Source organism: Nocardioides sp. Z30_9, from assembly GCF_058215735.1.
This window is the reverse complement of the sequence record NZ_JBZAJF010000002.1, coordinates 1526469-1551050: the sequence shown is the minus strand read 5'-3', so window position 1 is coordinate 1551050 and position 24582 is coordinate 1526469. Positions and strand designations below refer to the sequence as shown.

General features: G+C 70.9%; 21 protein-coding genes. 8 read left to right on the top strand and 13 right to left on the bottom strand.

Annotated features, from left to right (window positions below; all coding sequences use genetic code 11):
• Window positions 1–28: 28 nt before the first annotated feature.
• Complete coding sequence (locus AC4BGB_RS18210) at window positions 29–760, top strand: TIGR03089 family protein (protein ID WP_490548363.1); 732 nt, start codon at window positions 29–31, stop codon at window positions 758–760.
• Window positions 761–779: 19 nt separating this feature from the next.
• Here the strand turns inward: AC4BGB_RS18210 and AC4BGB_RS18205 are convergent, their stop codons facing one another.
• The 8 genes from AC4BGB_RS18205 to AC4BGB_RS18170 all read right to left on the bottom strand — a co-directional run bounded on the left by AC4BGB_RS18205 (window position 780) and on the right by AC4BGB_RS18170 (window position 12000).
• Window positions 780–2831 carry an N-acetylmuramoyl-L-alanine amidase gene (locus AC4BGB_RS18205; RefSeq protein ID WP_490548362.1) on the bottom strand — a complete coding sequence of 684 codons (2052 nt, stop codon included), beginning with the start codon at window positions 2829–2831 and terminating at the stop codon, window positions 780–782.
• A 169-nt stretch (window positions 2832–3000) separates the two neighbouring features.
• Complete coding sequence (locus AC4BGB_RS18200; protein ID WP_490548361.1) at window positions 3001–3783, bottom strand: ABC transporter ATP-binding protein; 783 nt, start codon at window positions 3781–3783, stop codon at window positions 3001–3003.
• A complete protein-coding gene (locus AC4BGB_RS18195) occupies window positions 3783–4811 on the bottom strand; it encodes an ABC transporter permease (protein WP_490548360.1) in 1029 nt (342 codons plus the stop codon). The genes AC4BGB_RS18200 and AC4BGB_RS18195 overlap by 1 nt, the downstream gene beginning before the upstream one ends.
• Window positions 4808–6844, bottom strand: coding sequence for a glycosyltransferase (locus tag AC4BGB_RS18190; protein WP_490548358.1), 2037 nt, complete (start codon window positions 6842–6844; stop codon window positions 4808–4810). Before AC4BGB_RS18190 ends, AC4BGB_RS18195 begins: the two co-directional genes overlap by 4 nt.
• On the bottom strand, window positions 6841–8037 hold the full coding sequence (gene glf / locus AC4BGB_RS18185; protein ID WP_490548356.1) for a UDP-galactopyranose mutase: 1197 nt from the start codon (window positions 8035–8037) through the stop codon (window positions 6841–6843). The genes AC4BGB_RS18190 and glf overlap by 4 nt, the downstream gene beginning before the upstream one ends.
• Before the next feature lie 77 nt (window positions 8038–8114).
• Complete coding sequence (locus tag AC4BGB_RS18180; protein WP_490548355.1) at window positions 8115–9923, bottom strand: glycosyltransferase; 1809 nt, start codon at window positions 9921–9923, stop codon at window positions 8115–8117.
• A 30-nt stretch (window positions 9924–9953) separates the two neighbouring features.
• A complete protein-coding gene (locus AC4BGB_RS18175) occupies window positions 9954–11411 on the bottom strand; it encodes an LCP family protein (RefSeq protein WP_490548354.1) in 1458 nt (485 codons plus the stop codon).
• 97 nt (window positions 11412–11508) lie between these two features.
• Window positions 11509–12000 carry an acyl-CoA thioesterase gene (locus AC4BGB_RS18170; protein WP_490548353.1) on the bottom strand — a complete coding sequence of 164 codons (492 nt, stop codon included), beginning with the start codon at window positions 11998–12000 and terminating at the stop codon, window positions 11509–11511.
• 24 nt (window positions 12001–12024) lie between these two features.
• Between AC4BGB_RS18170 and AC4BGB_RS18165 the strand changes: the two genes are divergently transcribed.
• Window positions 12025–13245 carry an LCP family protein gene (locus tag AC4BGB_RS18165; protein ID WP_490548351.1) on the top strand — a complete coding sequence of 407 codons (1221 nt, stop codon included), beginning with the start codon at window positions 12025–12027 and terminating at the stop codon, window positions 13243–13245.
• Window positions 13242–14120: a crotonase/enoyl-CoA hydratase family protein gene (locus tag AC4BGB_RS18160; RefSeq protein ID WP_490548349.1), complete on the top strand. Its 879-nt coding sequence runs from the start codon at window positions 13242–13244 to the stop codon at window positions 14118–14120. Before AC4BGB_RS18165 ends, AC4BGB_RS18160 begins: the two co-directional genes overlap by 4 nt.
• Before the next feature lie 13 nt (window positions 14121–14133).
• Here the strand turns inward: AC4BGB_RS18160 and AC4BGB_RS18155 are convergent, their stop codons facing one another.
• Genes AC4BGB_RS18155 through AC4BGB_RS18145 form a run of 3 tightly spaced genes read right to left on the bottom strand, consistent with a single transcriptional unit; the run spans window position 14134 to window position 16557 of the window.
• Window positions 14134–14721: a class III extradiol ring-cleavage dioxygenase family protein gene (locus AC4BGB_RS18155; protein WP_490548347.1), complete on the bottom strand. Its 588-nt coding sequence runs from the start codon at window positions 14719–14721 to the stop codon at window positions 14134–14136.
• Window positions 14722–14731: 10 nt separating this feature from the next.
• Window positions 14732–15595: a dihydropteroate synthase gene (gene folP, locus AC4BGB_RS18150; protein ID WP_490548346.1), complete on the bottom strand. Its 864-nt coding sequence runs from the start codon at window positions 15593–15595 to the stop codon at window positions 14732–14734.
• 26 nt (window positions 15596–15621) lie between these two features.
• On the bottom strand, window positions 15622–16557 hold the full coding sequence (locus tag AC4BGB_RS18145) for a glucosyl-3-phosphoglycerate synthase (RefSeq protein WP_490548345.1): 936 nt from the start codon (window positions 16555–16557) through the stop codon (window positions 15622–15624).
• Window positions 16558–16626: 69 nt separating this feature from the next.
• Between AC4BGB_RS18145 and AC4BGB_RS18140 the strand changes: the two genes are divergently transcribed.
• Window positions 16627–17220 carry a rhomboid family intramembrane serine protease gene (locus AC4BGB_RS18140; RefSeq protein WP_490548344.1) on the top strand — a complete coding sequence of 198 codons (594 nt, stop codon included), beginning with the start codon at window positions 16627–16629 and terminating at the stop codon, window positions 17218–17220.
• Here AC4BGB_RS18140 and npdG read toward each other — a convergent pair.
• The gene (gene npdG, locus AC4BGB_RS18135; RefSeq protein ID WP_490548343.1) at window positions 17217–17897 is read right to left on the bottom strand and encodes an NADPH-dependent F420 reductase; all 681 of its coding nucleotides are present in this window, start codon (window positions 17895–17897) and stop codon (window positions 17217–17219) included. The two genes, AC4BGB_RS18140 and npdG, sit on opposite strands and share 4 nt — an antisense overlap.
• 125 nt (window positions 17898–18022) lie before the next feature.
• Between npdG and AC4BGB_RS18130 the strand changes: the two genes are divergently transcribed.
• From AC4BGB_RS18130 to AC4BGB_RS18115, 4 genes are all read left to right on the top strand, one after another.
• Window positions 18023–18910, top strand: a complete 888-nt coding sequence (locus AC4BGB_RS18130) for an SDR family oxidoreductase (protein ID WP_490548342.1) — start codon at window positions 18023–18025, stop codon at window positions 18908–18910.
• Window positions 18911–19022: 112 nt separating this feature from the next.
• Window positions 19023–20312, top strand: coding sequence for an O-acetylhomoserine aminocarboxypropyltransferase/cysteine synthase family protein (locus AC4BGB_RS18125; protein WP_490548341.1), 1290 nt, complete (start codon window positions 19023–19025; stop codon window positions 20310–20312).
• A gap of 16 nt (window positions 20313–20328) precedes the next feature.
• Window positions 20329–21429 carry a homoserine O-acetyltransferase MetX gene (metX, locus tag AC4BGB_RS18120; RefSeq protein ID WP_490548339.1) on the top strand — a complete coding sequence of 367 codons (1101 nt, stop codon included), beginning with the start codon at window positions 20329–20331 and terminating at the stop codon, window positions 21427–21429.
• A 68-nt stretch (window positions 21430–21497) separates the two neighbouring features.
• Window positions 21498–23762 (top strand): glycoside hydrolase family 3 C-terminal domain-containing protein, encoded by a 2265-nt coding sequence (locus tag AC4BGB_RS18115; RefSeq protein ID WP_490548338.1) that lies wholly within the window; start codon window positions 21498–21500, stop codon window positions 23760–23762.
• A 15-nt stretch (window positions 23763–23777) separates the two neighbouring features.
• Here the strand turns inward: AC4BGB_RS18115 and AC4BGB_RS18110 are convergent, their stop codons facing one another.
• A complete protein-coding gene (locus AC4BGB_RS18110; protein ID WP_490548337.1) occupies window positions 23778–24236 on the bottom strand; it encodes a hypothetical protein in 459 nt (152 codons plus the stop codon).
• Window positions 24237–24582 lie beyond the last annotated feature (346 nt).

Sequence of the window (24582 nt, the reverse complement as noted above, 5' to 3'; positions counted from 1 at the left end):
CCTGCCCACCGGCGACTACGGTTGCGCTGTGATCACCCCTCGTACCTTCCCCGAACTGGTCGTCCAGCGCCTGCGAACCGACCCCGGGCAGCCCCTCGTGACGGCCTACGACGACGCCACGGGCGAGCGCACCGAGCTGTCGGTGACCACCTACGTCAACTGGGTCAGCAAGACCGCCAACCTGCTCACCGACGAGCTCGGCCTGGACTCCGGTGAGACCGTGCTGCTGGACCTGCCCGCCCACTGGCTGGTGCCGGTCTTCCTCGGCGCGGCCTGGAGCGCCGGCCTTGCGGTGACCGACGACCCCCGGGCCCCGCACAGCGTCGTCGTGTGCGGTCCGGACTCACTGGACCGGCACCGCGACGCCGACGAGGTCGTCGCCTGCTCGCTGCGTCCGTTCGCGGTCCGCTTCCCCGAGCCGCTGCCCGCCGGGGTGCTCGACTACGGGGTCCTGTGGCCGGGCCAGAGCGACGTGTTCATCGGCAGCACCCCGCCCAGCCCGGACACGGTCGCCTGGCTGGACGTGGACAGCGCGCACACCCACGCCGAGCTGCTCGAGACGGCCGCCGTCACCCCCTGCGAGCCGGGGGTCCGGCTGCTCACCGACGAGCACCCCGCGGCCGGCCGGGGTGTCCCGGCCTTCCTCGCACCCCTTCTCGCCGACGGGTCGCTGGTGCTGCTGCGCAACGTCGCCGCGACCCGGTGGCCGACCCTGCGCCAGGACGAGCGCGCGACGTCCGAGCTGCGCGCCACGTCCTGACGACGGTGCCGGTGCCTGGCTAGATCCGGCCTGCCCGCAGGGCTGCCCAGGTCTGGTTCGCGACCGTTCCGGTCGACTTGATGCCCACCCTCTTCTGGTAGATCCGGACGACCCGCTTGGTGCGCTTGTTGTAGTTGCCGGTCACGGGCAGCTTGCGGTGCAGCGCCGCGTTCATGGCACGCTGCACCCGCATCACGTCAGTCCCCTTGGACCCGGTCCCCAGCACGCGCCCGCTGCTCCCGGTCGCGTGCAGGCTCACCCAGTCGTTGCGGCTGAACCCGGCTGCCACCGGATGCTTGACGCGCTTCTGGAAGGCCTGGATCGCGGCGAGGGTCTGAGCGTTCCAGCGGCCGGTCACGGCGTAGGGGTAGTGGCCCTGGCCCTTGAGCAGGCACTGCAGCGGCACCAGCAGGCTGGTGTTCTTGGCCGAGCCGACGTAGCCGTAGGCGCGCTTGCTCACCGTGGCGTGCGTGCAGCGGGCGTCGCTGCGCACGGCCCCCGTGTACGCCGGGCCAGCCGGGGTCACCGGCTTGGCGGGCGTGGGGGCCGGGGCCCCTCCCTGGGCTGCGTTCTGCAGCTTCTGGGTCGCCTGCCGGATGGCCGGGAGCTTCGCGTAGAGGTAGCGCCCCGGACACGCGGTCGAGCCCGCGTCCCGGTGCCCGCTGATCGCCTGGAAGTAGCGGTTCTTCACGTAGACCCGGGTGGCGTCGGCACGGATCCCGTAGGCCGACAGCTTCCAGGCGAACAGCCGGGCGTAGGCGTCGGAGACTGCCTGCGGCGAGTTGGCGATGTCGAAGTTGCCGATGGCCGACATCGCGAACGAGACCTCGTTGTAGCCCGACGTGTGGGCGCCGACGACCGCGCTGTTCACGCCGCCCCAACGGCCCTCCCAGATGCGGCCGAACCGGTCGACGAGGAAGTTGTAGCCGATGTCGCGCCAGCCCCGCGACTGCGTGTGGTAGGCGTAGATGCCGCGCAGCAGGGCGGGCACCTGCTCGGCCGTGTAGTTGTTGGCGTTCACCGTGTGGTGGATGAAGCCGGCCTTGATGGTGCCGTAGCCCGGGCTGGTCTGCTCGCGCAGCCGCTCGTTGGCCCCCCACTGTGCGCGGGAGTAGATGTAGGGCTTGGGGGCGACCTTCATGGCGCTGAGCACCGCGTCGCCGGATCCACCCGCGGCGGGAGCGTCCGTCGCCGGGGCAGGTGCCGAGGTCGGGGCCGTTGCCGGGGGGGTCGGTGACGTCGAGGTCGGTGCCAGCGCCGCGGTGTCGATGGCCGGCGCCTGGCGCACCTGCGCGCCCGTTCCGGGGTCCACCACCGCGAGCTTGAGGTCGGGCGGGGTGACGCCGTCGGTGGTGAACGCGCGCATCTGCACCTGGTCCACGTCACCGACCACGAGTGCGTCGGTGCCGGGGCGCTCCCCTGCCACGGCGGCCTCGGCCGCGTCCGGTCCGTGCTCGTCGTGGTAGCCCGCCTCGATCCAGCCCGACCAGGCGCCCTCGCGAGCGGTGCGCACCTCGACCCTGATGGCGTCGTCGGCGTACTCGACCCCGGAACTCCAGGTGATCCCGACCGTGGCGTACCCGCGGACGGTCTGCGGCTCCGAGAGCGCCACCAGCTTCTCCCCGTTCGCCGGAGCTGCCGGGGCAGCGGGCTTGGGGGCCGGAGCCTGTGTGGCCGGAGCCTGGGTGGCCGGAGTCTTGGGGGCGACTCGCTGAGCGGCACCCGGAGTGCCCTTCGCCTGGACGCCGGTCACCTTGATCTCGCGCACCTTGCTCTTCACCGGCGCCTTGTCAACCGGCGCGCGGTCAGCGGTCGGCGGGACAGCGCGGACCGGGGCCGACCTGGTCGCGGCCGGCGCGGAGCGTGCGAACGCGCTCGGGCGCGTCGACCCGTCCGGAGGCCCGGTGACCTCGTGAGGGGACGTCGACGCCTGCTCCCCCGCGTGCGGGGCGGGCTGGGGAACGATGTCCAGCGTCTTGACGCCGGCGGCGGAGACGCCGACGGCCAGGACGGCTGCCGTCACCAGGGACTGTTGGCAGAACGTGACGTAACGGGCACGGCTGAAAGGCATTGAGGGCACTCCACGTGATGGGGGAAGCGAGTCACACGAGTACCAAGGTTCACACCCGTCACAGCATTTGGAAAGCGATTTGCCCGAATTACACCGTTGTATTTAATGAATTACAAGGGTGTAATTTAAATGGCTCGCTAATCATTTCCTTGCGCTGTGACCTCATTTGTCACACGTCCGCGCCGAGCTCCTCGTCGGTGGCTGCGTTCTCGTCGTCGTACTGCAGGTGGTGGATGCCGCCGTCGACCGAGCCGCCCTCGACGGTCTTCGAGTCGTAGGTGAGGCGACCGGACTCCAGGACGAGCACGCGGTCACACATCGCCCGCACCGAGGCCGTGGCGTGGCTGACGTAGAAGATCGTCGTGCCCTGCTGGCGGATCTCCTGCATCTTGGCCATGCACTTCTTCTTGAACGGGCGGTCCCCCACTGCCAGGACCTCGTCGGCGAGGAAGATGTCGGCGTCGACGTGGATGGCGATCGAGAACCCCAGCCGGGCGTACATGCCCGAGGAGTAGTGCGACACCGGGGTGTCCATGAACTTGCCGATGTCGGCGAAGTCGACGATCGCGTCGAACTTGCGCTTGGTCTCCGCCTCGCTCATCCCCATGATCGCGCCGTTGAGGAAGAGGTTCTCCCGACCGGTGAGCTGGGGGTGGAAGCCGGCGCCCTTGGCGATCAGGCCGGCGATGCGGCCCCGGGTCAGGATCTCGCCCTGGTCGGGGCGCATCACCCCGTTGATCACCTTGAGCAGGGTGCTCTTGCCCGAGCCGTTGAGGCCCATCAGGCCCACGGACTCGCCCTGCTCGACGGTGAAGGAGACGTCGTTGACCGCCAGGAACTTCTCCTGCAGGGGCAGCCGCTTCACCGAGGCGACGGCCATCTGCTTCAGCGTGCGGTGGTACTGCATCGTGAACTCCTTGGTCACGTGCTCCACCTTGATCGAGACCGTCATCAGAGCCGCTCCGGGAACTTGTTCTCGACTCGCGAGAAGAACCTCTGGGCCACCCACACCAGGATCAGGCACAGGGCGAGGGTGATGAAGCCGCGCACGTACATGTCCGGCGGGAACGCCTGGCCCATCTTGCTGGTGTCCTCGATCAGGGGGTACCAGAACAACCGCTGCAGCAGCAGCACCGCCTGCGCGACGGGGTTGGCCAGGTAGAGCTGGTAGAGGACCGGGTGGGACTCGTGGGCGTCGTAGATCATCGCGAACGGGTAGATCATCGGGACCAGGAAGTGCATGAATTGCATCACGGTCTGCACGATGTTCTGGAAGTCGCGGAAGAAGACGTTGAGCGCCGAGAAGATCAGCGCCATCGCCATCGCGAAGCTCACCAGGATCGCCATGCCGAGGAGCCCGGCGCCGATCGCGGTCCAAGTGACGTGCCACCCCGAGGCCAGGCAGGCGAGCACGAGCACCAGCAGCTGCGGCAGTGTGTGGTACGCCGCCACCAGCATCGAGGCCACCGGGAAGATCTCCCGGGGCATCCGCATCTTCTGGACCAGGGACTTGTTCTGCCAGATCGAGCGCGTGCCACCGCCCCAGGTCTCGCCGAAGTAGTGCACCACCACGATCCCGGTGAACAGGTGGATCGCGAAGTAGGGCGTGTCCGCGTGCAGCTTCAGGACGAAGCCCATGATCACGTAGTAGACGGCGAACCGGAGGGCCGGCTGCACGTAGGACCACAGCAGGCCCAGCAGCGACGCGGCGTACATCTGGGCCAGCTGGCGCTGGACGATCAGCTTGAGCAGGTAGGGCTGCTGGAAGACCTCGAAGAGACCACCGCGCGGTGAGGGGGGTGCCAGCTCGGCGTCGACCACGCGGACCTGGCGGGGGCCGCCGTCGGCCTCCACGACCGGCATCGCGTCCGCGTTGTTGCGCAGCATCCTGCGGGCCCGCCGGGCGGCCCGCTTGCGCCGGGTCTCCTCGTCGACCGCCTCGGCCCCACTCCCCTCGGCCCGCTTGTTGGCGGCTCTCATCGAGGGTCCTTGGTGGACGCCGCGAACGTCTTCTCCCACCGCTGGACCGAGGTGATCTCCTCCAGCTGGGCCCGGTAGGCGCGCGAGAGCTGCGGCCACTCGCGGTAGAGCCGCTCGTGGATCTCCACGGTGCGGCGCAGCAGGTCGCGGAACATCTCGGGGTCGCGCCGGTAGAGAGCAGCCGCCGTGCCGTCCGGCATGCTGACCACCGCGGAGTCGAGCGTGGCCAGCCGGAACCAGCTCGCGTCCATGGCGGGCAGGGCCGACTCGGGGTACTCGCGGGAGAGCTTGCGGGTGCCGACGAACTGGCGCACCGACCCCTTGACCGCGGAGAGCAGCTGGGAGGCGCGGCCCGGGATCTCGGAGTCGAGGTCGCGCTTGCGCGGCTTCTCGCGGCGCGGGGGCGGGAAGGCGTCCGGGTCGGTCTTGAGCTGGGCGTCGGTGAACTGCTTGCGCAGCTCGCGCACCTGGCCCAGCTTGACCGGGAGGTCGTCGTGGAGCTGGTCGGGTCCGGCGAGGGCGTCCTCGAGCGCGAGGTGGCGCAGCTCGACGGTGGAGTACTGCATCGCCAGCAGGTGCTTGACCTGGTGGTTGAAGCTCTCCCGGATCATCCGGCCACCGTGCGGGAACGGTGAGTGCAGCAGCGCGGCCACGAACCGGTTGCGCTGGTGGAAGTAGGCCTGCCAGTCCAGCGCGTCGTTCTTGTCGGTCCACGGGACGTGCCACACGGCGACTCCGGGCATGGTGATCGTCGGGAACCCGGCGGCCTGGGCGCGGACGCCGTACTCGGAGTCGTCCCACTTGATGAACAGCGGCAGGCTCAGGCCGATCTCGCGGACGATCTCGGTGGGGATCAGGCACATGAACCAGGGGTTGAAGTCCACGTCGACCCGGCGGTGCAGCCACCGCGAGCTGCGCAGGTTGCGGGCGCCGAAGTCCCAGTCGGTCTCCACCGTGGGCGGCGACATCCACCAGAACCGGTAGCGGTTGATGATCTCGCCGTAGCTGTGCAGCCGGGCCTTGGAGAACAGGCTGAACATGTGCCCGCCCACGATCGAGGGCCGGCGGGCCAGGTCGGCGAAGGCTACGGCGCGCAGGATGCTCTCCGGCTCGGCGACGATGTCGTCGTCGAGGAAGAGGACGTACTTGGAGCGGTCGGCCTTCAGCGTCTCGAACTGCGCCCGGGCGAACCCGCCCGAACCGCCGATGTTGCCCTGCTCGATGACGCGCAGCTTGCCGTCGAGGGACGCCTCGGCGGCCTCGAAGTATTCGCTGCCGGTGACCTTGTCGGTCCCCTGCTCCATCACCAGGACCTCGTCGAGCAGCGCCTTGACCTCGGCGTCGGCCCCGAGCTGGCCGACGAGCTTGGCGCAGAAGTCCGGCCGGTTCATCGTGGTGATGCCGGCGGTGACGGTGCCGGGCGTGACCAGGTCGACGGGTACGTCGGCGACCCAGGTGGCCTCCTCGATGACCACGTCCTCGTCGCCGGCCACCACGTCGAACCAGTACCAGCCGCCGTCGACGAACGGCACCAGGGAGAGGTGGAACTCGAACCGGTTGCGCTCCCCGCCCTCGGTGGTGGCGGCGTCGACGCGCTGGGAGCGGCCGTTGGCCATCGACCGGTAGACGGTGACGGTGGCGCCGGGCCCGCTCACGGTGATGTCGAGCGTGACCTCCTCCACCACGGTCCAGCGCCGCCAGTAGCTGGCGGGGAAGCCGTTGAAGTAGGTGCCGGACGAGATCCGGTCGCTGTGGTCGACCCGCAGGCGGTGGCGGTCGATGATCGCGTCGGGGTGCAGCGAGGTCCCGGTCGAGATCGACTGGCGCAGCGCGGCCCGGTTCATGTTCTTGGCGACGCTGCTCGAGCCGATCGAGGCCTTGTCGGCGTCCAGGACGGCCGGCTCGGTGTCGACGTACAGCGGGAGCACGTCGAGGTCACGGTCGGCCGGCAGCACGAAGCGCTGCAGCACCCGGCGCCCGGTCGCGACGACCGGGTCCGGTCCCGTGGCGTCGGTGGCAAGGGTCGTCGTCATTCGTCCACTCCTCCGGACTTCAGCTCCGCACCGCCGCGGAAGTGCGGCTTGAGCTTGTTCTCGTACATCGACAGGGCCGAGCCGATGGCCATGTGCATGTCGAGGTACTTGTAGGTGCCGAGACGGCCGCCGAAGAGCACCATCGGCTCCTTGCGCGCGAGGTCGCGGTACTTGAGCAGCTTCGCGCGGTCCTCCGCGGTGTTCACCGGGTAGTAGGGCTCGTCGCCCTCCTCGGCGAAGCGGGAGTACTCGTGCACGATCACGGTCTTGCCCGGGAGGTGCGTGCGCTCGGGGTGGAAGTGCTTGAACTCGTGGATCCGGGTGTACGGGACTTCCTGGTCGTTGTAGTTCATCACCGAGGTTCCCTGGAAGTCGTCGACGTCGAGGACCTCGGGCTCGAGGTCCACGGTGCGCCACGACAGCCGGCCCTCGGAGTTGCCGAAGTAGGCGTCCACCGGGCCGGTGTAGACGATCGGGACCTTGCCCTTGAACTGCTCGGCGTACCCGTTGGCGGGGTCGAGGAAGTCCGTCTCGAGGCGTACCTCGATGTTGGGGTGGTCCGCCATCCGCGTCAGCCAGGCGGTGTAGCCGTCGACGGGGAGGCCCTCGTACTTGTCGTTGAAGTAGCGGTTGTCGAAGTTGTAGCGGACCGGGAGGCGGCTGATGATGTCGGCCGAGAGCTCCTTGGGGTCGGTCTGCCACTGCTTGGCGGTGTAGCCCTTGACGAACGCCTCGTAGAGCGGGCGGCCGATCAGGCTGATCCCCTTCTCCTCGAGGTTCTGCGCGTCGGCGGTGTCGATCTCGCTGGCCTGCTCGGCGATCAGGGCGCGTGCCTCGTCCGGGGTGTGGCTGCGACCGAAGAACTGGTTGATCAGCCCCAGGTTCATCGGGAAGGAGTAGACCTGCCCCTGGTACTTGGCGAAGACGCGGTGCTGGTAGCCGGTGAACGAGGTGAACCGGTTGACGTACTCCCACACGACCTCGTTGGAGGTGTGGAACAGGTGCGCACCGTAGACGTGCACCTCGATGCCGGTCTCGGGCTCGGGCTCGCTGTAGGCGTTGCCGCCGAGGTGGTGCCGGCGCTCCAGCACGAGGACCTTCAGCCCGAGCTCACTGGCGCAGCGTTCTGCGATGGTGAGGCCGAAAAAACCGGATCCGACGATGACGAGGTCGGGGGTCTGCTCGGCGTTCAACGAAGCTCCTCAGCGGTGGGGTGCGACGACCGGCAGATTCGGGCCGTTCGACCCGCGACAGTCTAGCCGCGCACGCCTCAGGATCGGTTCGCCAACAGGCTGCGGTAGGCGACCTTTCTCACAGCCTCCGGGACCAGCCGGTATCCGCCCCTGATCGCGACGTTGCGCAGGTACTGGCGCCGGGTGGTCAGGCCGAGCCGGCGGAACCTGGACTGGAGCGCGAGCTCGGAGCGCAGCAGGGCGACTCCCCCGCGCCGGGCGTAGGCGCCGTCGCCGACCCGGTAGTGCACCAGCGGCTCCGCGAGGTTGGCCGGCACTGCCCCCATGGTGACCATCCGGGTGAAGAGCAGGTAGTCCTCCATCAGCGCCAGGTCGGTGTATCCGCCGGCGGCGAGGACCGCCGTACGGCGGTAGACGACCGTGGGGTGGTTGAACGGGTCCCGGAACTTGATCACGCGGCGGATCTGGTCGGGGTCGACCGGCGGCGTACGGCGACCCACCACCTCCTCGGGCGACTCCGCGAACTCCCAGAGCCCGGAGCCGACGATGTCCGCACCGGCCTCGACCACCGGGAGCTGCTTCTCGAACCGGTCCGGGGCGCTGACGTCGTCGGCGTCCATCCGGGCCACGATCTCGTGCTCGGAGGCCTGGAGGCCGGCGTCCAGCGCCGGGCCGAGACCGAGGTTCGCCGGCATCTCCACGTGGGTGACCGGCACCGGGCTGGTCGCGGCCAGGTGGCGGATCTCGGCCGCGAGCTCCTCGGGGACCGGTCCGTCCTGCACCAGCACGACCTGGGCCGGACGACGCGTCTGGTCCTGGACGGTGGAGACGAACGCCGCCCGGAGGTAGTCGGGGCGGTCACCGCCCCAGGTGCTCATCAGCAACGAGAACGGCTGCCCCGGGTCCAGCTTCGTGCTCCGCCGCTCCGGGGAGATCCACCCCGCCTCGGCGAGCACCGCGGCGCTCGGGCGCGGACCGGACCCGAGACCGGCCCGGACCCCCTTGACCAGGGCGCCGCGCAGGGTGGCGCGGTCCGAGGACTTCGCGAACGTGCCCGCCCAGCGGCGCAGCGTGGAGGCGCCGTAGACGGCCTTCTCGGCCGGGCGCAGCCCGCGGGACCTCGTGAACAGCCACAGCTTGTTGCGGACCTCGAAGAAGAACCGCTCCCCCGGGTCGGCGTCGGTGGAGCCGAACACCTTGGTCTTGTGGACCACGACGCTGCGCGGGCAGTAGAGCCCGACGCCGTCGCGGATCAGCCGGGTGGAGTACTCGAAGTCGTCGTTCCACAAGAAGTAGTCGGCCACCGGCAGCCCCCGGCTGCGGACCGCCTCGGCGTCGCACATGATCGAGACGAACGAGGCCGACCGGATCGGCACCGCCCCCACCGTGGCCGCCGCCGCGCTCTCCGCGCGACCGGCTCCCGGCTTCCTGCGAGGCGTGTTCATCGGGTGGTCGCGACCGTCGGTCCACACCACCTTGCTGGCCACCACCGCCGGCGCACGGCCGTGCCGGGCGCGGTAGTCCTGCCAGGCGCGCACCAGCTCCCGGGCGGCGTTCGGGGTCGGGATGGTGTCGTCGTCGAGCAGCCAGACCAGGTCGGGGGCGTGGGTCATCGCCTGCTCGATCCCCACGGCGAAGCCGCCCGCGCCTCCCGTGTTCTGGGTCAGGCGTACGACGTCGAGCCCCTGCTGCGCGTCGAGCAGCTGCGGCGTCTCGTCGGTGGAGGCGTTGTCGACGACCACGATCCCGCCCAGCGGGAGGGTCTGGTCACGCAGCGCCGCGAGCGCCTCGCCGAGCAGCTCGCACCGGTTCCACGTGACGACCACGGCCCTCACGTCGGGGACGCTGGAGCCCCCGGCCGTACCGGCCCCCGTCGTCTCTGACACGTCCGGCACCTTACGGGAGGGGCCGAACGGTCAGCAGGCCGAGGACAGGTCGGTGGCCTGGTTGGCGGCGTACCCCGCCTTGAGGCTGCCGATCGACCCACCGGTGGTGCCCGTGCTCGGGGCCGGCGCCGGCTTGGAGGCCTTCGTCGGCTTGTCCTTCGACTTCTTGCCCTCGGAGCGGTCGATCGCCTTGTCGACCTCGGCGTGGATCTTGTCGATGTCGGGGTTGCTGGTGGAGATCATCGGGGGCACGAACGAGACCGTGCGGATCGGCTTCTCGCGGGCCTTGAGCGCGAGCTCGGCGAACCGGTCGACCTCGCCCTTGGGCAGGTCGGTGGTGATCAGGGCGGTGCTCGCCTTGGCGATCTTGTCGAAGTTGAGGACCACGGTCTGGGGGCTGAGCTGCTGGAGCATCGCGTTCAGCACGCACTTCTGCCGCGCCATCCGCGAGTAGTCGTCGGCGGCCACGCGGGAGCGGGCAAACCAGAGCGTCTCGAAGCCGTTCAGCTTGCGCTTGCCCGGCTTGATGTGGCCGGTCACCGGAGCGCCGATGCCGCCGATCGGGATCGCGTCGCGGACGTTGAGGGTGACCCCGCCGACGGCGTCGACGAGCTTCTCGAAGCCCTGCAGGTTCACCATCGCGAAGTAGTTGATCTTCAGGCCGGTGATGCCCTCGACGCCCTGGACGGTCGCCTCGACCGCCGGGTTCTTCACTCCCTTGAACAGCGCCTTGTGGTCGGCGGCGTACGTCGCGAGGGAGTTGAGCTCGCACTCGGGGCCGCAGTCGTAGCCGTCGGGGAACTGCTCGTCCATGATCGACCCCTTCGGGAAGGGGAAGTTCAGCATGTTGCGGGGCAGGCCGAACAGGACCGTCTCCCCGGTCTCGGCGTCGATGCTGGCCACGGACAGGCTGTCCGGGCGAAGCCCCCACCGGTCCGAGCCCGAGTCCCCGCCCAGGAGCAGCACGTTGTAGCGCCCGGCGTGCGCACCGGTGGCGACGCCGTCGGTGAACATCGCGCTCATGAAGTCCTTCTGGGCGCTGACCACGCTGGAGGCGAACAGCAGCGATCCGGCGACGCTGAAGCACAGCACCCCGTTGATGCCGACCATCGCCAAGCGCTGCTTCTGCCGCAGCGCGAGCGGGTCACCGAGACGCCACGCGTCGACGAACAGGTAGGCCCAGCCGACCGCCATCGCCATCAGCACGATCCGGACGATCCCCAGGACGAAGGTGTTGCTCAGCAGCCAGAACACGAACGAGCCGAAGATCATCCCGAGCAGGAACAGCACCACGACCGTGGCGACCAGGCCCCCCGCGATCCGCAGCGCGACCCGCCCGACCCGCTTGTTCCCTGCGACCAGCTGCGCCGACCCGGGCATCACCAGGGTCATCAGCATCAGCACGAGGGCACGGCGGAACTGGACTCCGCTGGCCCGGGATCCGCGTACAGCGGGCCGTGCTTCGAGCAGGGGTGGAACAGGGGCCATGAAGGGGGACCTCTCGGGGTCGTGCGCGGGCGGCGAGTCGGTGCCGACAAGTATCACCAGCCACAGCAGTCACGCCGCGAGAGGCGCGCCGAGTGGTCTAGGCGCGACCCAGGTCGATCTCGGTCTTGCGTGCGAGCCGGTGGGCGCGGCGGATCTCGGCCTCGCGCATGCGGCGTACCTCCTCGGCGTCGCCGACCTCCAGACCGGGGATCTCACGCGGGTGTCCGTGCTCGTCGATCGCCACGAACACGAGGTACGCCGACGCCACGTGCACCGGCTCGGTGCCCGCCTGGTTCCACGGCTCGGACTCCACGTGCACCCCGACCTCCATCGAGGTGCGGCCGGCCCAGTTGACCTGCGCCGTCGCGCGCAGGATGTCCCCCACGTGCACCGGGGCGAGGAAGGCCATCTCGTCCATCGCCGCGGTCACGGCGGGACCTCCGCTGTGCCGCTGGGCCACCGCGCCGGCCGTCGAGTCGACCAGCCGCATCACCTCGCCACCGTGCACGTTGCCGAGCAGGTTCACGTGTGCCTGACCGGCCAGCAGGGTCAGGCTCACCCGGCTGTACGTGGGTGGCAACGGGTCCATGAACTGCACGGTAGCGTCTGCGCCATGCCTGAGAGCGGTAGCAGCGGCGGAAGCGACGAGGGGCCCGACTACGGCTGGCTCTACGGCGGGAAGTCCGGCGCCTCCCGGGGCGGGGGCCGCGGCCGGGGCTCCGAGGACCCCGAGCCCACCCAGGTCCTGCCCCAGATCGACCGCCCGCGCCAGCAGGGCCGGTCGAGCCGGCCCGTGCAGCCGAACCAGCCCGTGGCGCCTCCCAGGCGACCCCAGACGGACGCCGGCGCCAAGCCCGCCAAGGGGCGGCGCAGGAGGCCCCCGGTGGGCCGGATCCTGCTGCTCCTCGTGGTGGCGTGGCTGGTGTTCCTGGTCGCCGTGCCGTTCTGGGCGGTCAACAACATCGACAAGGTGGACATCGAGCCCGCGGGCGCCCGCCCGGACTCGCAGCCCGGCACGACGTACCTGCTGGTCGGCTCCGACAGCCGCAAGGGACTCTCCAAGGCCGAGAACAAGCGCCTCGGGACCGGCGGCGTCGACGACCGCGGGCAGCGCACCGACACGATCATGCTGCTGCACACCGGCGACGGTCCGAGCGTGCTGATGTCCATCCCCCGCGACTCGATCGTCTCGATCCCGGGTCGTGGCACCTCCAAGATCAACTCGGCCTTCGCCATCGGCGGTCCCAAGCTGCTGGTGGACACGATCGAGAAGAACACCGGCCTGCACATCGACGACTACGTCGAGATCGGCTTCGGCGGCTTCGTGAACTCGGTCGACGCGGTCGGAGGCATCGAGATCTGCCCGACCAGGCGGATGGTGGACCGGCGCGCCAACCTGCGGATCAAGAAGGGCTGCCAGGACGTGGACGGCGTCACGGCCCTGGGCTACGCGCGCTCGCGCCACGTCAGCCCGTACGGCGACATCGACCGTGCCCGGCACCAGCGCGAGGTGGTCAGCGCGATCGGCTCCGAGATCAAGTCGCCGTGGACGTTCGTCAACCCGTTCCGCTACTTCCGGGTCAACGAGGCCGCCACCTCCTCGCTGCGGATCAGCGAGGGCACCGGCCCGATCGCGCTGGCCAAGTTCGGCCTGGCGATGACGCGGGTCAACGGCACCGACGGCCTCACCTGCGGGATCCCCATCGCCGACCAGCAGGTGCACTGGGACAAGGAGCGCGCGCTGGCGCTGCTGAAGTACATCAAGGAGGACCGCACCGGGGACATCCCGAAGCGCCTCTGCACCCCGACCGGACTGCCTGGAGTGAGCAAATGACCGACGCCGTGACCTACGAGACGCTGAGCTGGACCCTGGACGAGGACGGTGTGGGCACGCTCACGCTCAACCGGCCGGACGCGCTGAACTCCTTCACGGTGACGATGGCCCGCGAGCTGGAGCACTTCTTCCGCAACGAGGCCATGCGCGACGAGGTCCGCGCGGTCGTGGTCACCGGGGCCGGCCGGGCGTTCTGCGCCGGGATGGACCTCTCCGCGGAGGGCAACGTCTTCGGGCTCGACGACACCCTCTCCCCCACGCCGGCCGACCTGCGCGAGCGGCTCGAGGAGCCCGAGATCAACGACGGCGTGCGCGACACCGGCGGCAAGGTCACGCTGGCCATCCACGAGCTGCCCAAGCCGGTGATCGCGGCGATCAACGGCGCAGCCGTGGGCATCGGCGCGACGATGACGCTCGCGATGGACATCCGGATGGCCTCCACCAAGGCCCGGATCGGGTTCGTGTTCGGCCGCCTCGGCATCGTCCCGGAGGCGGCGTCCTCGTGGTTCCTGCCGCGCATCGTGGGCATCCAGCAGGCGCTCGAGTGGGTCTACTCCGCGGAGATCCTCACCGCGGAGCAGGCGTACGCCGGCCGGCTGCTGCGCTCGGTGCACGAGCCCGAGGACCTGCTCGACGCAGCGCAGGAGCTGGCGCGCAGCTTCGTGGTGAACCGCTCCCCGGTCGCCCTGGGGCTGGCCAAGCAGCTGCTCTACCGCAACGGCGCGGTGGACCACCCGCTCGAGGCCCACCGCGCCGACAGCCTGGCGATGTTCCACACCAGCGTCGCCGACGGCAAGGAGGGTGTGGCCGCGTTCCGCGAGAAGCGCGACCCCCAGTTCACCGGGAAGGCCAGCGAGCTCCCCCCGATCTTCTGAGCCGGTCTTCTGATCAGGTGAGGTCCCAGCGGGCGACCCACCAGGCGACGCCGTAGGGCGCGTCCGCGTAGACCACCTCGGCGAGGACCCGGCGACCCCGGGCCACTTCGCCGAGCACGCGCAGCCCGGCGACGCCCTCGCACCAGAGCTCGGCTCCCACCTCGGGGTCCAGCGCCGCCAGCGCCTCGGCGTCACCGGAGCGCAGCGCCTCCTCGACGTGATCGTCGAAGGGGATCGCGCCGGGATGCAGGTGTCCCGGCGCCTTCTCGCCGCGACGGGCCGAGCCGTCGGCCATCACCACCAGCGTCGTCGGCTCCGGAGGCTCCACGAGGGCGGTAGCCGCGCCGGGCGAGGCCAGCACGGCCTCGAACGGGCGGTCCCCCAGGAGGTGGGCGGCGACCCGGTGGCCCAGGGGCTCGGTGATCCCGCGGGCGGCGTTGGCCGGGGTCACGGGCTCGGCGAGCACGACGACCGGCTGGTCCTCGGGGAGCTCGGAGACGGCGAGCGCGCAGGCCTCGCGCAGCTCGGCGACGGGGTCGACGACCGAGCGGGGGGCCAGCAGCGCCGGCGGGCTGGGCAGCACCAGCACGGTCCGGATCACGCCCATCTCCTCACGCCAGGCCCCTGATCGTGCGCGCCGGCGGACGGCGGCCGGCGATGACGTCGACCATGTCCACCACCTGACGGGTCTCGGCGACCTCGTGCACCCGGAAGATCCTCGCTCCGTGCCAGGCGGCGATCGCCGTGGCCGCGAGGGTGCCGGTGAGCCGCTGGTCCACCGGCAGGTCGAGGGACTCGCCCACGAAGTCCTTGTTCGACAGCGACACCAGCACCGGCCAGCCGGTCGCCACCATCGCGTCCAGGCGCCGGGTCAGCTCGAGCGAGTCGTGGGTGGTCTTGCCGAAGTCGTGGGCGGGGTCGATCACGACGCTGCTCGGGTCCACCCCCGCGGTGACCGCCCGCTCGGCGTACGACGTGGTGTCGGCGATCGCGCTGGCCACCACGTCGGCGTACTCGATCCGGTGCGGGCGGGTCCGCGGCACCACCCCGCCGGTGTGCGTGCAGACCAGCCCCACGTCGTACTCGGCGGCCACGTCGACCAGCTCGGGGTCCGCACCGCCCCAGGCGTCGTTGAGCAGGTCGGCGCCCGCGCGGCACACGGCCCGCCCCACGGAGGCCCGCCACGTGTCGACGCTGATCACCACGTCGGGGTAGGCGATGCGCACCCGCTCCACGAACGGCACAGTGCGCCGCATCTCCTCCTCGGCGTCGATCTCCTCGCCGGGCGCGGCCTTGATCCCGCCGATGTCGACGATCTCGGCACCGAGGTCGACCACCTGCCCGACGCGGTCGAAGGCACGGTCCTCCGACCAGGTCGCGCCCTTGTCGTAGAAGGAGTCCGGGGTGCGGTTGACGATCGCCATCATCAGTCGCCGGTCGTCGGCGAAGGACTGCCGGCCGAGACGGAGCGTCATGCCCCGAATCCTCCCACCCGCCCCGATCAGCCCGGCGGCAGGAGGCCTGCCGCCGGTGGGCGCTCCACCAGGGTGACCTCGCGGCGCACGGTGTCGATCTCGTCGCCGGCCTTGCGCGGGTGGACGAAAGGAACACGCTCCGGCGCCGCCCCGGTCGAGCGACGGCTCGACGCCGCGATGATCTGCACCGCCATGCTGCCGAGGTCGCCCAGCGACTGGTGCCGGTGCGCCCGCCGGCCGAGGTCCACCTGGGCGATCGCGCCGGGCCCGAGCAGGCGGGCGGTGTCGATGAGCGCCGCGAGCTCCACGGCGTACCCCGTGGGGACCTGGAGCTGCGCGAACACCTCGCGGCGCACGGCCCACTCCCCCGCCAGGGGCTGGACCAGCCAGGCGAGCCCGGGCCACTCCAGCGCGATCAGCGGGCGCGCGACCAGCTCGGTGACGCGGCCGCCCTCCAGGGACGCGACGCCGGCGGCGTCGTCGCCCTCGGTGCGCTCGTAGAAGCCCTTCACCAGCGCGACCCCGTCGCCGTCGAGCAGCGGCCCGAGCAGGCCCGGGACGAAGTGGGTGTCCCAGTCGAGCAGGTCGGCGTCCATGAACACGATCAGGTCGCCGCGGGTGACGAACAGCGACTTCCACATCGCCTCGCCCTTGCCGGGGTGGGTGCCGAGGTCGGGCCGGATCTCGCTGGAGCGGTGTACGACGGCACCCGCGTCCGTGGCCACGGCGAAGGTGTCGTCGGTGGAGTCGGAGTCGATCACCACGATCTCGTCGAGCAGCGCCGTGGTCTCGAGCAGCGCCTCGCGGACCCGGCCCACCACGGCGCCGACCGTGGCCGCCTCGTTGCGCGCCGGGACCACCAGGCTGACCGTCTGCCCGGACTCCCGCTTGCGCCGCAGCAGCAGGTCGAGGTCCCAGTCCTGCCAGCGGTGGGTGCGGTCGCCGTACGAGGGATGGCTCATCGATGGCCAACCTAGTCTCCGGTGCGAAGCGCCCCGCGACCGCAACCAGGGCCTTGGCACGATGGCCCCATGTCTTACGGTCTGGACCGACGCGAGGAGCGCTGGGCCCACCGGCTCCCCGGGGCCTTCGGGATGGTGGCGGTGACGCTGTTCGTGCTGTGGGCGCTCGAGCTCGTCGACGCCGGCATGGACGGCCGCCTGGACGCCTACGGCATCCGGCCCCGCAGCGTCGAGGGCCTCGAGGGCATCCCGCTCGCGCCGTTCCTGCACGCGGGGTTCGGGCACCTGCTCTCGAACTCGCTGGTGTTCGCGGTGCTCGGGGTGGTCGCCTACGCCTCCGTGACCCTGGGCCGGTTCGTCGCGGTGATCGTGATCACCACGCTGACCAGCGGCCTCGGCGCCTGGCTCCTGGGCAACCCGGGAACGGTCGTGATCGGCGCCAGCGGGGTGATCTTCGGCCTGCTGGGGTTCCTGCTCCTGCGCGGCCTGGCCGAGCGCAGCCCCGGCGCGATCACGGTGAGCATCATGATGCTGCTCGTCTACGGCGGCACGATCACCGGTGTCCTGCCCGGACAGCCGTTCGTGTCCTGGCAGGCGCACCTGTTCGGGTTCCTCGGCGGGGCCTGGGCGGCGTTCCTGCTCCGGCGTACGCCGAACCGCTAGATGTCGGTGATCCTGATGCCGGCGTGCGCCTTGTAGCGCCGGTTCACGCTGATCAGGTTGGCGGTCAGGGACTCCACCTGGTGGGCGTTGCGCAGCCGGCCACCGTAGATCCCACGGACGCCCGGGATCGTCCCGGCCAGGTCCTGCACCAGGTCGCAGGCCTCGCGGTCCTCCCCCTCGCCCAGCACCAGGACGTCGGTGTCCACCTCGGTGACCTCCGGGTCCTCGAGCTTGACCGCGGAGACGTTGTGGAAGGCGCCGATCACGGTGGAGTCGGGCAGCAGCACAGCGGCCTGCTCGGCGGCCGACCCCTCCTCGACCTCGAGCACGTAGGCGCCCCTCTTGTCGAAGCCCAGCGGGTTCACGCAGTCGACCACGATCTTGCCCGCGAGCTCACCCGCGAGGCCGCGCAGCAGGTCTCCGTGGCCGTCCCACGGCACCGCCACCACGACGATGTCGCCGGCCGTCGCGGCGCCCGCGTTGTCGGCGCCGGTCACGGTGCCCCCGGTGGCCTCGGCCAGCGTGGCTGCGGCCTCCTCGGCGCGCTCGGCGCTGCGGCTGCCGAGCACCACCGGCAACCCTGCTGCGGCGAAGCGACGGGCCAGGCCGCGCCCCTGCGGGCCGGTGCCGCCGAGCACGGCGACGGTCTTGTCGTTCAGGGACTCGGGCAGGCTCATCTGGGTCTCCTCGGGGTCGCCTCAGGGCTGGCCTGCCATCCAACACCGCGCCCCCAGGGGCGCGGCGAGGGGGTCGGGTCGTGGACGCCTCTCCCACGGCACGATGCCGTGCCTACTCTGGACCGATGAGCGCCGTCCTGCCTCCCCTCGCCGTCACCGGTTCCACCGGCGCGCTCGGCAGCCGGGTGGCCCGCCGCCTGGCCGAGGCCGGCGTCGAGACCCGCCTGCTGGCCCGTGACCCGGCGCGCGTCCCCGACCTCGACGGTGCCGTCGCCGTGGAGTTCGTGGGCTACCGCGACCGGGACAGTTCCGCTGCCGCCCTGGCCGGCGTGGACACCTTGTTCATGGTCTCGGCGTCCGAGAGCGCGGACCGACTCGAGGAGCACCGGACCTTCGTGGACGCGGCCGCCCAGGCCGGCGTACGCCGGATCGTCTACACCTCGTTCTTCGGCGCCGCCCCTGACTGCACGTTCACGCTGGGCCGCGACCACTACGCCACCGAGCAGCACGTCCGGTCGAGCGGGCTGGAGTGGACGTTCCTGCGGGACAACTTCTACCTCGACTTCCTGCCCGACATCGTCGGGGAGGACGGCGTGATCCGCGGTCCCGCCGGGGACGGGCTCCTCTCCGCGGTGAGCCGCGACGACGTGGCGGCCTGTGCCGCGGCCGTGCTGCGCGACCCCGGTGCGCACACGGGGGCCACCTACGACCTCACCGGTCCCGAGGCGCTGTCGATGGACTCGGTCGCGCAGGTGCTGTCCGAGGGGCTCGGCCGGGAGGTGTGCTACCACGACGAGACCGTCGAGGAGGCCTACGAGTCGCGCCGGCGCTGGCCCGCCCCCGACTGGCAGTACGACGCGTGGGTGAGCACGTACACCGCGATCGCCGCCGGGGAGGTCGCCGCGCTCAGCGACGACGTCGCGCGGCTCACCGGGCGGCCGCCGCTCTCGCTCCGTGACCTGCTGGGCCGCCCAGAGCGATCCCAGAGTGAGCCCAGAATGAGCCCGGAGTGAGCCGGCGTGAGCCCGCGTCCCGGGGATGGGACGATCGTCTCGACAGGCGGTCATCCATAGTCTAGTTGTTTGGTGCTTTTATGCTGATCGCGACCCACACCGAGGAGACCCGATGACCTACCGCCCCGAGACCCTGACCGTCCACGCCGGACAGGAGGAGCCCGACTCCGCGACCAACGCGCGAGCGGTGCCGATCTACCAGACGACCTCCTACGTCTTCAACGACACCGAGCACGCCGCGAACCTGTTCGCGCTCGCCGAGCCCGGCAACATCTACACCCGGATCATGAACCCGACGCAGTCGGTCTTCGAGGAGCGGATCACCCAGCTCGAGGGCGGTGTGGGTGCGCTCGCGACCGCCTCCGGCTCCGCCGCCACGACGTACGCCGTGCAGAACCTCACCTACGCCGGCGACAACATCGTCGCGATCTCCACGCTCTACGGCGGCACCTACGCGCTGTTCGCGCACACGCTGCCCCAGTTCGGGATCGAGGTCCGCTTCGTCGACCCGACCAAGCCCGAGGAGCTGGCCCAGCACGTCGACGAGAAGACCAAGCTCGTCTTCGCCGAGACGGTCGGCAACCCGAAGATCAACGTCGTCGACATCCGCGCCTGGGCCGACGCCGCGCACGCCGCGGGCCTGCCCCTGATCGTGGACAACACGGCGCCGACGCCCTTCCTGTGCCGCCCGTTCGACCTCGGTGCCGACGTCGTCGTGCACTCCGCCACCAAGTACATCGGCGGCCACGGCACCTCGGTCGGCGGTGTCATCGTCGACTCCGGCAAGTTCGACTGGGCCGCCCACGCCGACCGCTTCCCCGGCCTGACCCAGCCCGACGCCGCCTACCACGGCGTGGTGTGGACCGAGGCCGCTGCGGAGATGGCCTTCATCATCCGCGCACGCACCGTCCTCCTGCGCAACACCGGCGCTGCCATCGCCCCGCTGAACTCCTGGCTGTTCCTCCAGGGCCTGGAGACGCTGCACCTGCGGATGGAGCGGCACAGCTCGAACGCGCTCGCCGTCGCCCAGTTCCTCCAGGGCCACGAGCTCGTCTCCTGGGTCAGCTACCCGGGCCTGCCGGACTCCGAGCACAAGGAGGTCGCCGACCGCACCTTCATCGAGGGCCGGGGCTACGGCGGCCTGGTCAGCTTCGGGGTGAAGTCCGGCCGCGACGGCGGCAAGCGGTTCGTGGAGGCGCTGAAGCTGTTCAGCCACCTCGCCAACATCGGTGACGCGAAGTCGCTGGCGATCCACAACGCCACCACCACCCACTCCCAGCTGACCCCCGAGGAGCTCGACAACGCGGGCGTCCCCGAGGACCTGGTGCGGCTCTCCATCGGCATCGAGCACATCGAGGACCTGATCGCCGACCTCGACCAGGCACTGACCGCTGCCAAGTGAGCACCACGGTGAGCAAGTGCCACTCGGCCTGGTGAGCACCCAGCGGGTCGTCCTGTACGACGAGGACGACCCGCTGGTGCTCTCCGACGGTTCCTCCCTGGGCCCGGTCGAGGTGGCCTACGAGACCTACGGGGTCCTGAACGCGGCCCGCGACAACGCCGTGTTCGTGTGCCATGCCCTGACCGGCGACGCCCATGCCGCCGGGCACCACGGCGACCCCGCGCGACCGGGCTGGTGGGACAGCCTGATCGGCCCGGGCCGTCCCCTGGACACCGACCGGTTCTTCGTGATCTCCCCCAACCTGCTCGGCGGCTGCCGCGGCACCACCGGGCCGAGCTCGATCGACCCCGCGACCGGCCGGGCCTACGGGATGGACTTCCCGCTGTTCTCGATGTCGGACCTCGTCACCGTGCACCGGCGGCTGCTCCGGCACCTCGGCATCGACCACCTGTTCGCCGCGATCGGCGGCTCGCTGGGCGGGATGCAGGTGCTGCAGTGGACGATCGACGCCCCCGGGGAGATCGACCGGGCCGTGCTGGTCGCGGCGTCCTCCCAGCTCTCCGCGCAGAACATCGCCTTCTCGGCCGTGGCGCGGACCGCGATCCTCTCCGACCCCGACTTCCACGGCGGGCAGTACGCCGCCGCCGGGACCCGCCCCGCCGCGGGGCTCTCGGTGGCCCGGATGATGGCGCACATCACCTACGTCTCCGAGCAGCTGCTCGACGAGAAGTTCGGCCGGGAGCGCCGCGACGACGGTCCGCCGCGGATCGGCACCGACTTCCAGGTGGAGTCCTACCTCGACTACCAGGCCCGCTCGTTCCTGGAGCGGTTCGACGCGCTGTCCTACCTCTACCTGAGCCGGGTGATGGACTACTTCGACCCGTTCGCCGACCCGACTGCGGCCGAGCGGGCGGCGGCGTACGGGACCCGGTTCCTGGCGATCTCCTTCGACACCGACTGGCGCTTCCCGACGCACCACTCGGTCCGGCTGCACGAGCAGCTGGCCGCCGCGGGGGCCGAGAGCCGGCACGTCGAGATCGCGTCGGTGTGGGGGCACGACTCGTTTCTGCTGCGCCCGCCCGGCTACCACGAGCAGGTCGCCGACTTCCTCGCCTGAGGTGTCCAGGCCTAGCGGGAGCGGCTAGCGTCGAAGCCAGACGCACTCACCCGCGAACGGAGTCCTTCGTGCCCGGTCTGGACCCTGCAGCCCTCGTCGAGCAGCTGACGCCGGAGGAGAAGGTCGCGCTCACGATGGGCGCCGACTTCTGGCACACCGCGGCGGTCCCACGCCTCGAGGTCCCCCGGGTGATGGTCGCCGACGGGCCGCACGGGCTGCGGATGCAGCCGCGGGAGTCCGACCACGTCGGGATCGGCGGCAGCCTCCCCGCCACCTGCTTCCCCACCGCGAGCGGGCTCGCCAGCTCGTGGAACCGCGACCTGCTCGCCGAGGTCGGTGCCGCACTGGCCCAGGAGGCGCGGGTGCAGGGCGTCTCGGTGATCCTCGGACCGGGGATCAACATCAAGCGCTCACCGCTGTGCGGGCGCAACTTCGAGTACTTCTCCGAGGACCCCCACCTCGCCGGCGAGCTCGCGCTCGCCCTGGTCTCCGCGATCCAGGAGCAGGGCATCGGCACCTCGCTGAAGCACTTCGCGGCCAACAACCAGGAGGACGACCGGCTGCGGGTCAGCGCGGAGGTCGACGAGCGGACCCTGCGCGAGATCTACCTGCCGGCCTTCGAGCGGGTGGTCACCGGCGCCCAGCCCTGGACGGTGATGTGCGCCTACAACAAGGTCAACGGCACCTACGCCTCCGAGCACCACTGGCTGCTCACCGAGGTGCTTCGCGAGGAGTGGGGGTTCGAGGGCCTGGTCGTCTCCGACTGGGGCGCGGTCCACGACCGGGTCACCGCGCTCGCCGCCGGGCTCGACCTCGAGATGCCGCCGGACAAGGGCCGCAGCGACGTCGCGCTGCTGGCCGCCCTGGCCTCCGGCGAGCTGGCCCCGGAGGTCCTCGACCTCGCCGTGCACCGGGTGCTCGGGCTGGTGGAGAAGGCGACCCCGGTGCTGGAGGCGACACCGCCCGAGCCGGCGTACGACGAGCACCACCGGCTCGCCCGCCGCGCCGCCACCGAGTCCGCGGTGCTGCTCCGCAACGACGGCGTGCTCCCGCTGTCGCTGGCCGACGGGCAGACCCTCGCGGTGATCGGCGCGTTCGCCACCTCGCCCCGCTACCAGGGCGCCGGCAGCTCGCAGGTGAACCCGACCTCGGTCGACGTGCCGCTCGAGGAGCTCACGGCGCTCCTGGCCACCGGCGTCGAGGTGGTCCACTCCCCCGGCTTCACCTTGGGAGAGGACGACGGGATCGACGCCGCCCTGCTCGAGGAGGCCCGCGACCTCGCCCGTCGAGCCGACGCCGTGGTGCTGTTCCTCGGGCTGCCCGACGCGGCCGAGTCCGAGGGCTTCGACCGCACCCACCTGGAGCTGCCCGGCAACCAGCTCGCCGTGCTGGAGACCGTGGCCCAGGTCAGCAACGAGGTCGCGGTCGTGCTCGCCAACGGGTCCGTCGTACGCACCTCGGCCTGGGAGGACCGGGTCGGGGCCGTCCTGGAGTGCTGGCTCGGCGGCCAGGCCGCGGGCGGCGCCGTCGCCGACCTGCTCACCGGGGCCGCGAACCCGTCCGGCAAGCTCGCCGAGACGATCCCGCAGCGGCTGGAGGACAACCCGTCGTACCTGAACTTCCCCGGTGACTCCCGGCAGGTGCGGTACGGCGAGGGACTCTTCGTCGGCTACCGGTCCTACGACGCCCTCGGGCTCGAGGTCAGCCACCCGTTCGGCTTCGGCCTGTCCTACACCACGTTCGAGGTCGCGCCGCCCGAGGTCGAGGTCACCGGGTCCGTGGCAGACGAGGACCTCCGGGTTCGGCTCACGGTCCGGGTCACCAACACCGGGAAGCGCGCGGGCGCGGAGGTGGTGCAGGTCTACGTCTCCGACGCCGAGTCCAGCGTGCGCCGCCCGGACCGCGAGCTGAAGGGCTTCGCCAAGGTCGGCCTGGAGCCCGGGGAGTCGGACGAGGTCACCATCGAGCTGGACACCCGGGCGTTCTCGTTCTGGTCCACGTTGCTGGGCCGCTGGGTCGTCGAGGCGGGCGAGTTCGGGCTGCACGTCGGCACCTCCTCGCGGGACCTGCCCCACAGCCTCGTGCTGGCGCTGGACGCACCGCGCATCGCCGCACCGCTCGACCGGGACTCCACGCTGCACGAGTGGCTCGACGACGACCGCGGCCGCGCGGTCCTGCTCGACGCGATGGGCGACGGCCCGGCCGGCGACGTCCTCGCCGACCCCGCGATGATCCAGGTCGTCGGCACCATGCCCCTGTCCACCCTCGCCGGCTTCGGCATGGGCGGCCTCGACCACGACCTCCTCGACGACCTGGTGAGTCGGCTGAGCTGAGTGGGTCTCATGTCCTCAGCGGTCCAGCCAGTCGAACCCGAGGCCGTAGCCCTGGTCGCTGCGGATCACCGTCGCGCACTCCGAGTCGATGATCGTGACCGCGCGCCGGGTGCCCGTGCGGTCCTCGACGACGGCGGTGTACGTCGGCTCCGGGCTGCCAGGACAGTCGACCATGGCCCCTGAGATCGCGTGCAGCCCGATCCGCACCCGCTCGGCCTGCTCGCGGTCGAGTTCTCGCACTCCGGGCTCGCGGTCCTCTGCCCGGTACGGCCACGTGCAGACAATGCCGCGTACCGCCGTGAGCGGCGTGATCATCGGCTGGCGCTCCCCGAGGAGGTAACCGGTGTCGAGCGAGGCCGAGGCACCGTCGAGGTCGACGGTGCCGGGCTTGCGCGGTTCATCGGGGCACACGAGCGGTACGCCGCTCGCGCTGTGCTCGAACTGGTCGGCGTACTGACGCCCGAACGCCGTCATCACCAACCCGTACACGCCCCGCCCGTCCGGTCCGACGACCGGCGTGCCCGTTGCAGGTAGTCGCCCCGCACAATCGGGATCGGTGTGCCCGACGATCGTGGCGACACGGCCATCGGCGTACCCGATCTGTACTCGGTAGGTGCGGCCCACCCAGTCACCGCACCGCGTCGCCACAGAGGTGCGACCCGTGTCCAGCTCGACCAGGCCGCCGAGGAGATCCAGGTGCGTGGTGAGCGCGTCGGAGGGAACCTCAGCAGGTGCTGTGCGGCCTTCGGGCCCAGGACAGAACCTCGCCCACGCCGCCGTCCCCGCGATGGTCTCCCGCGTCGCTTCAGCGGGATCGAGG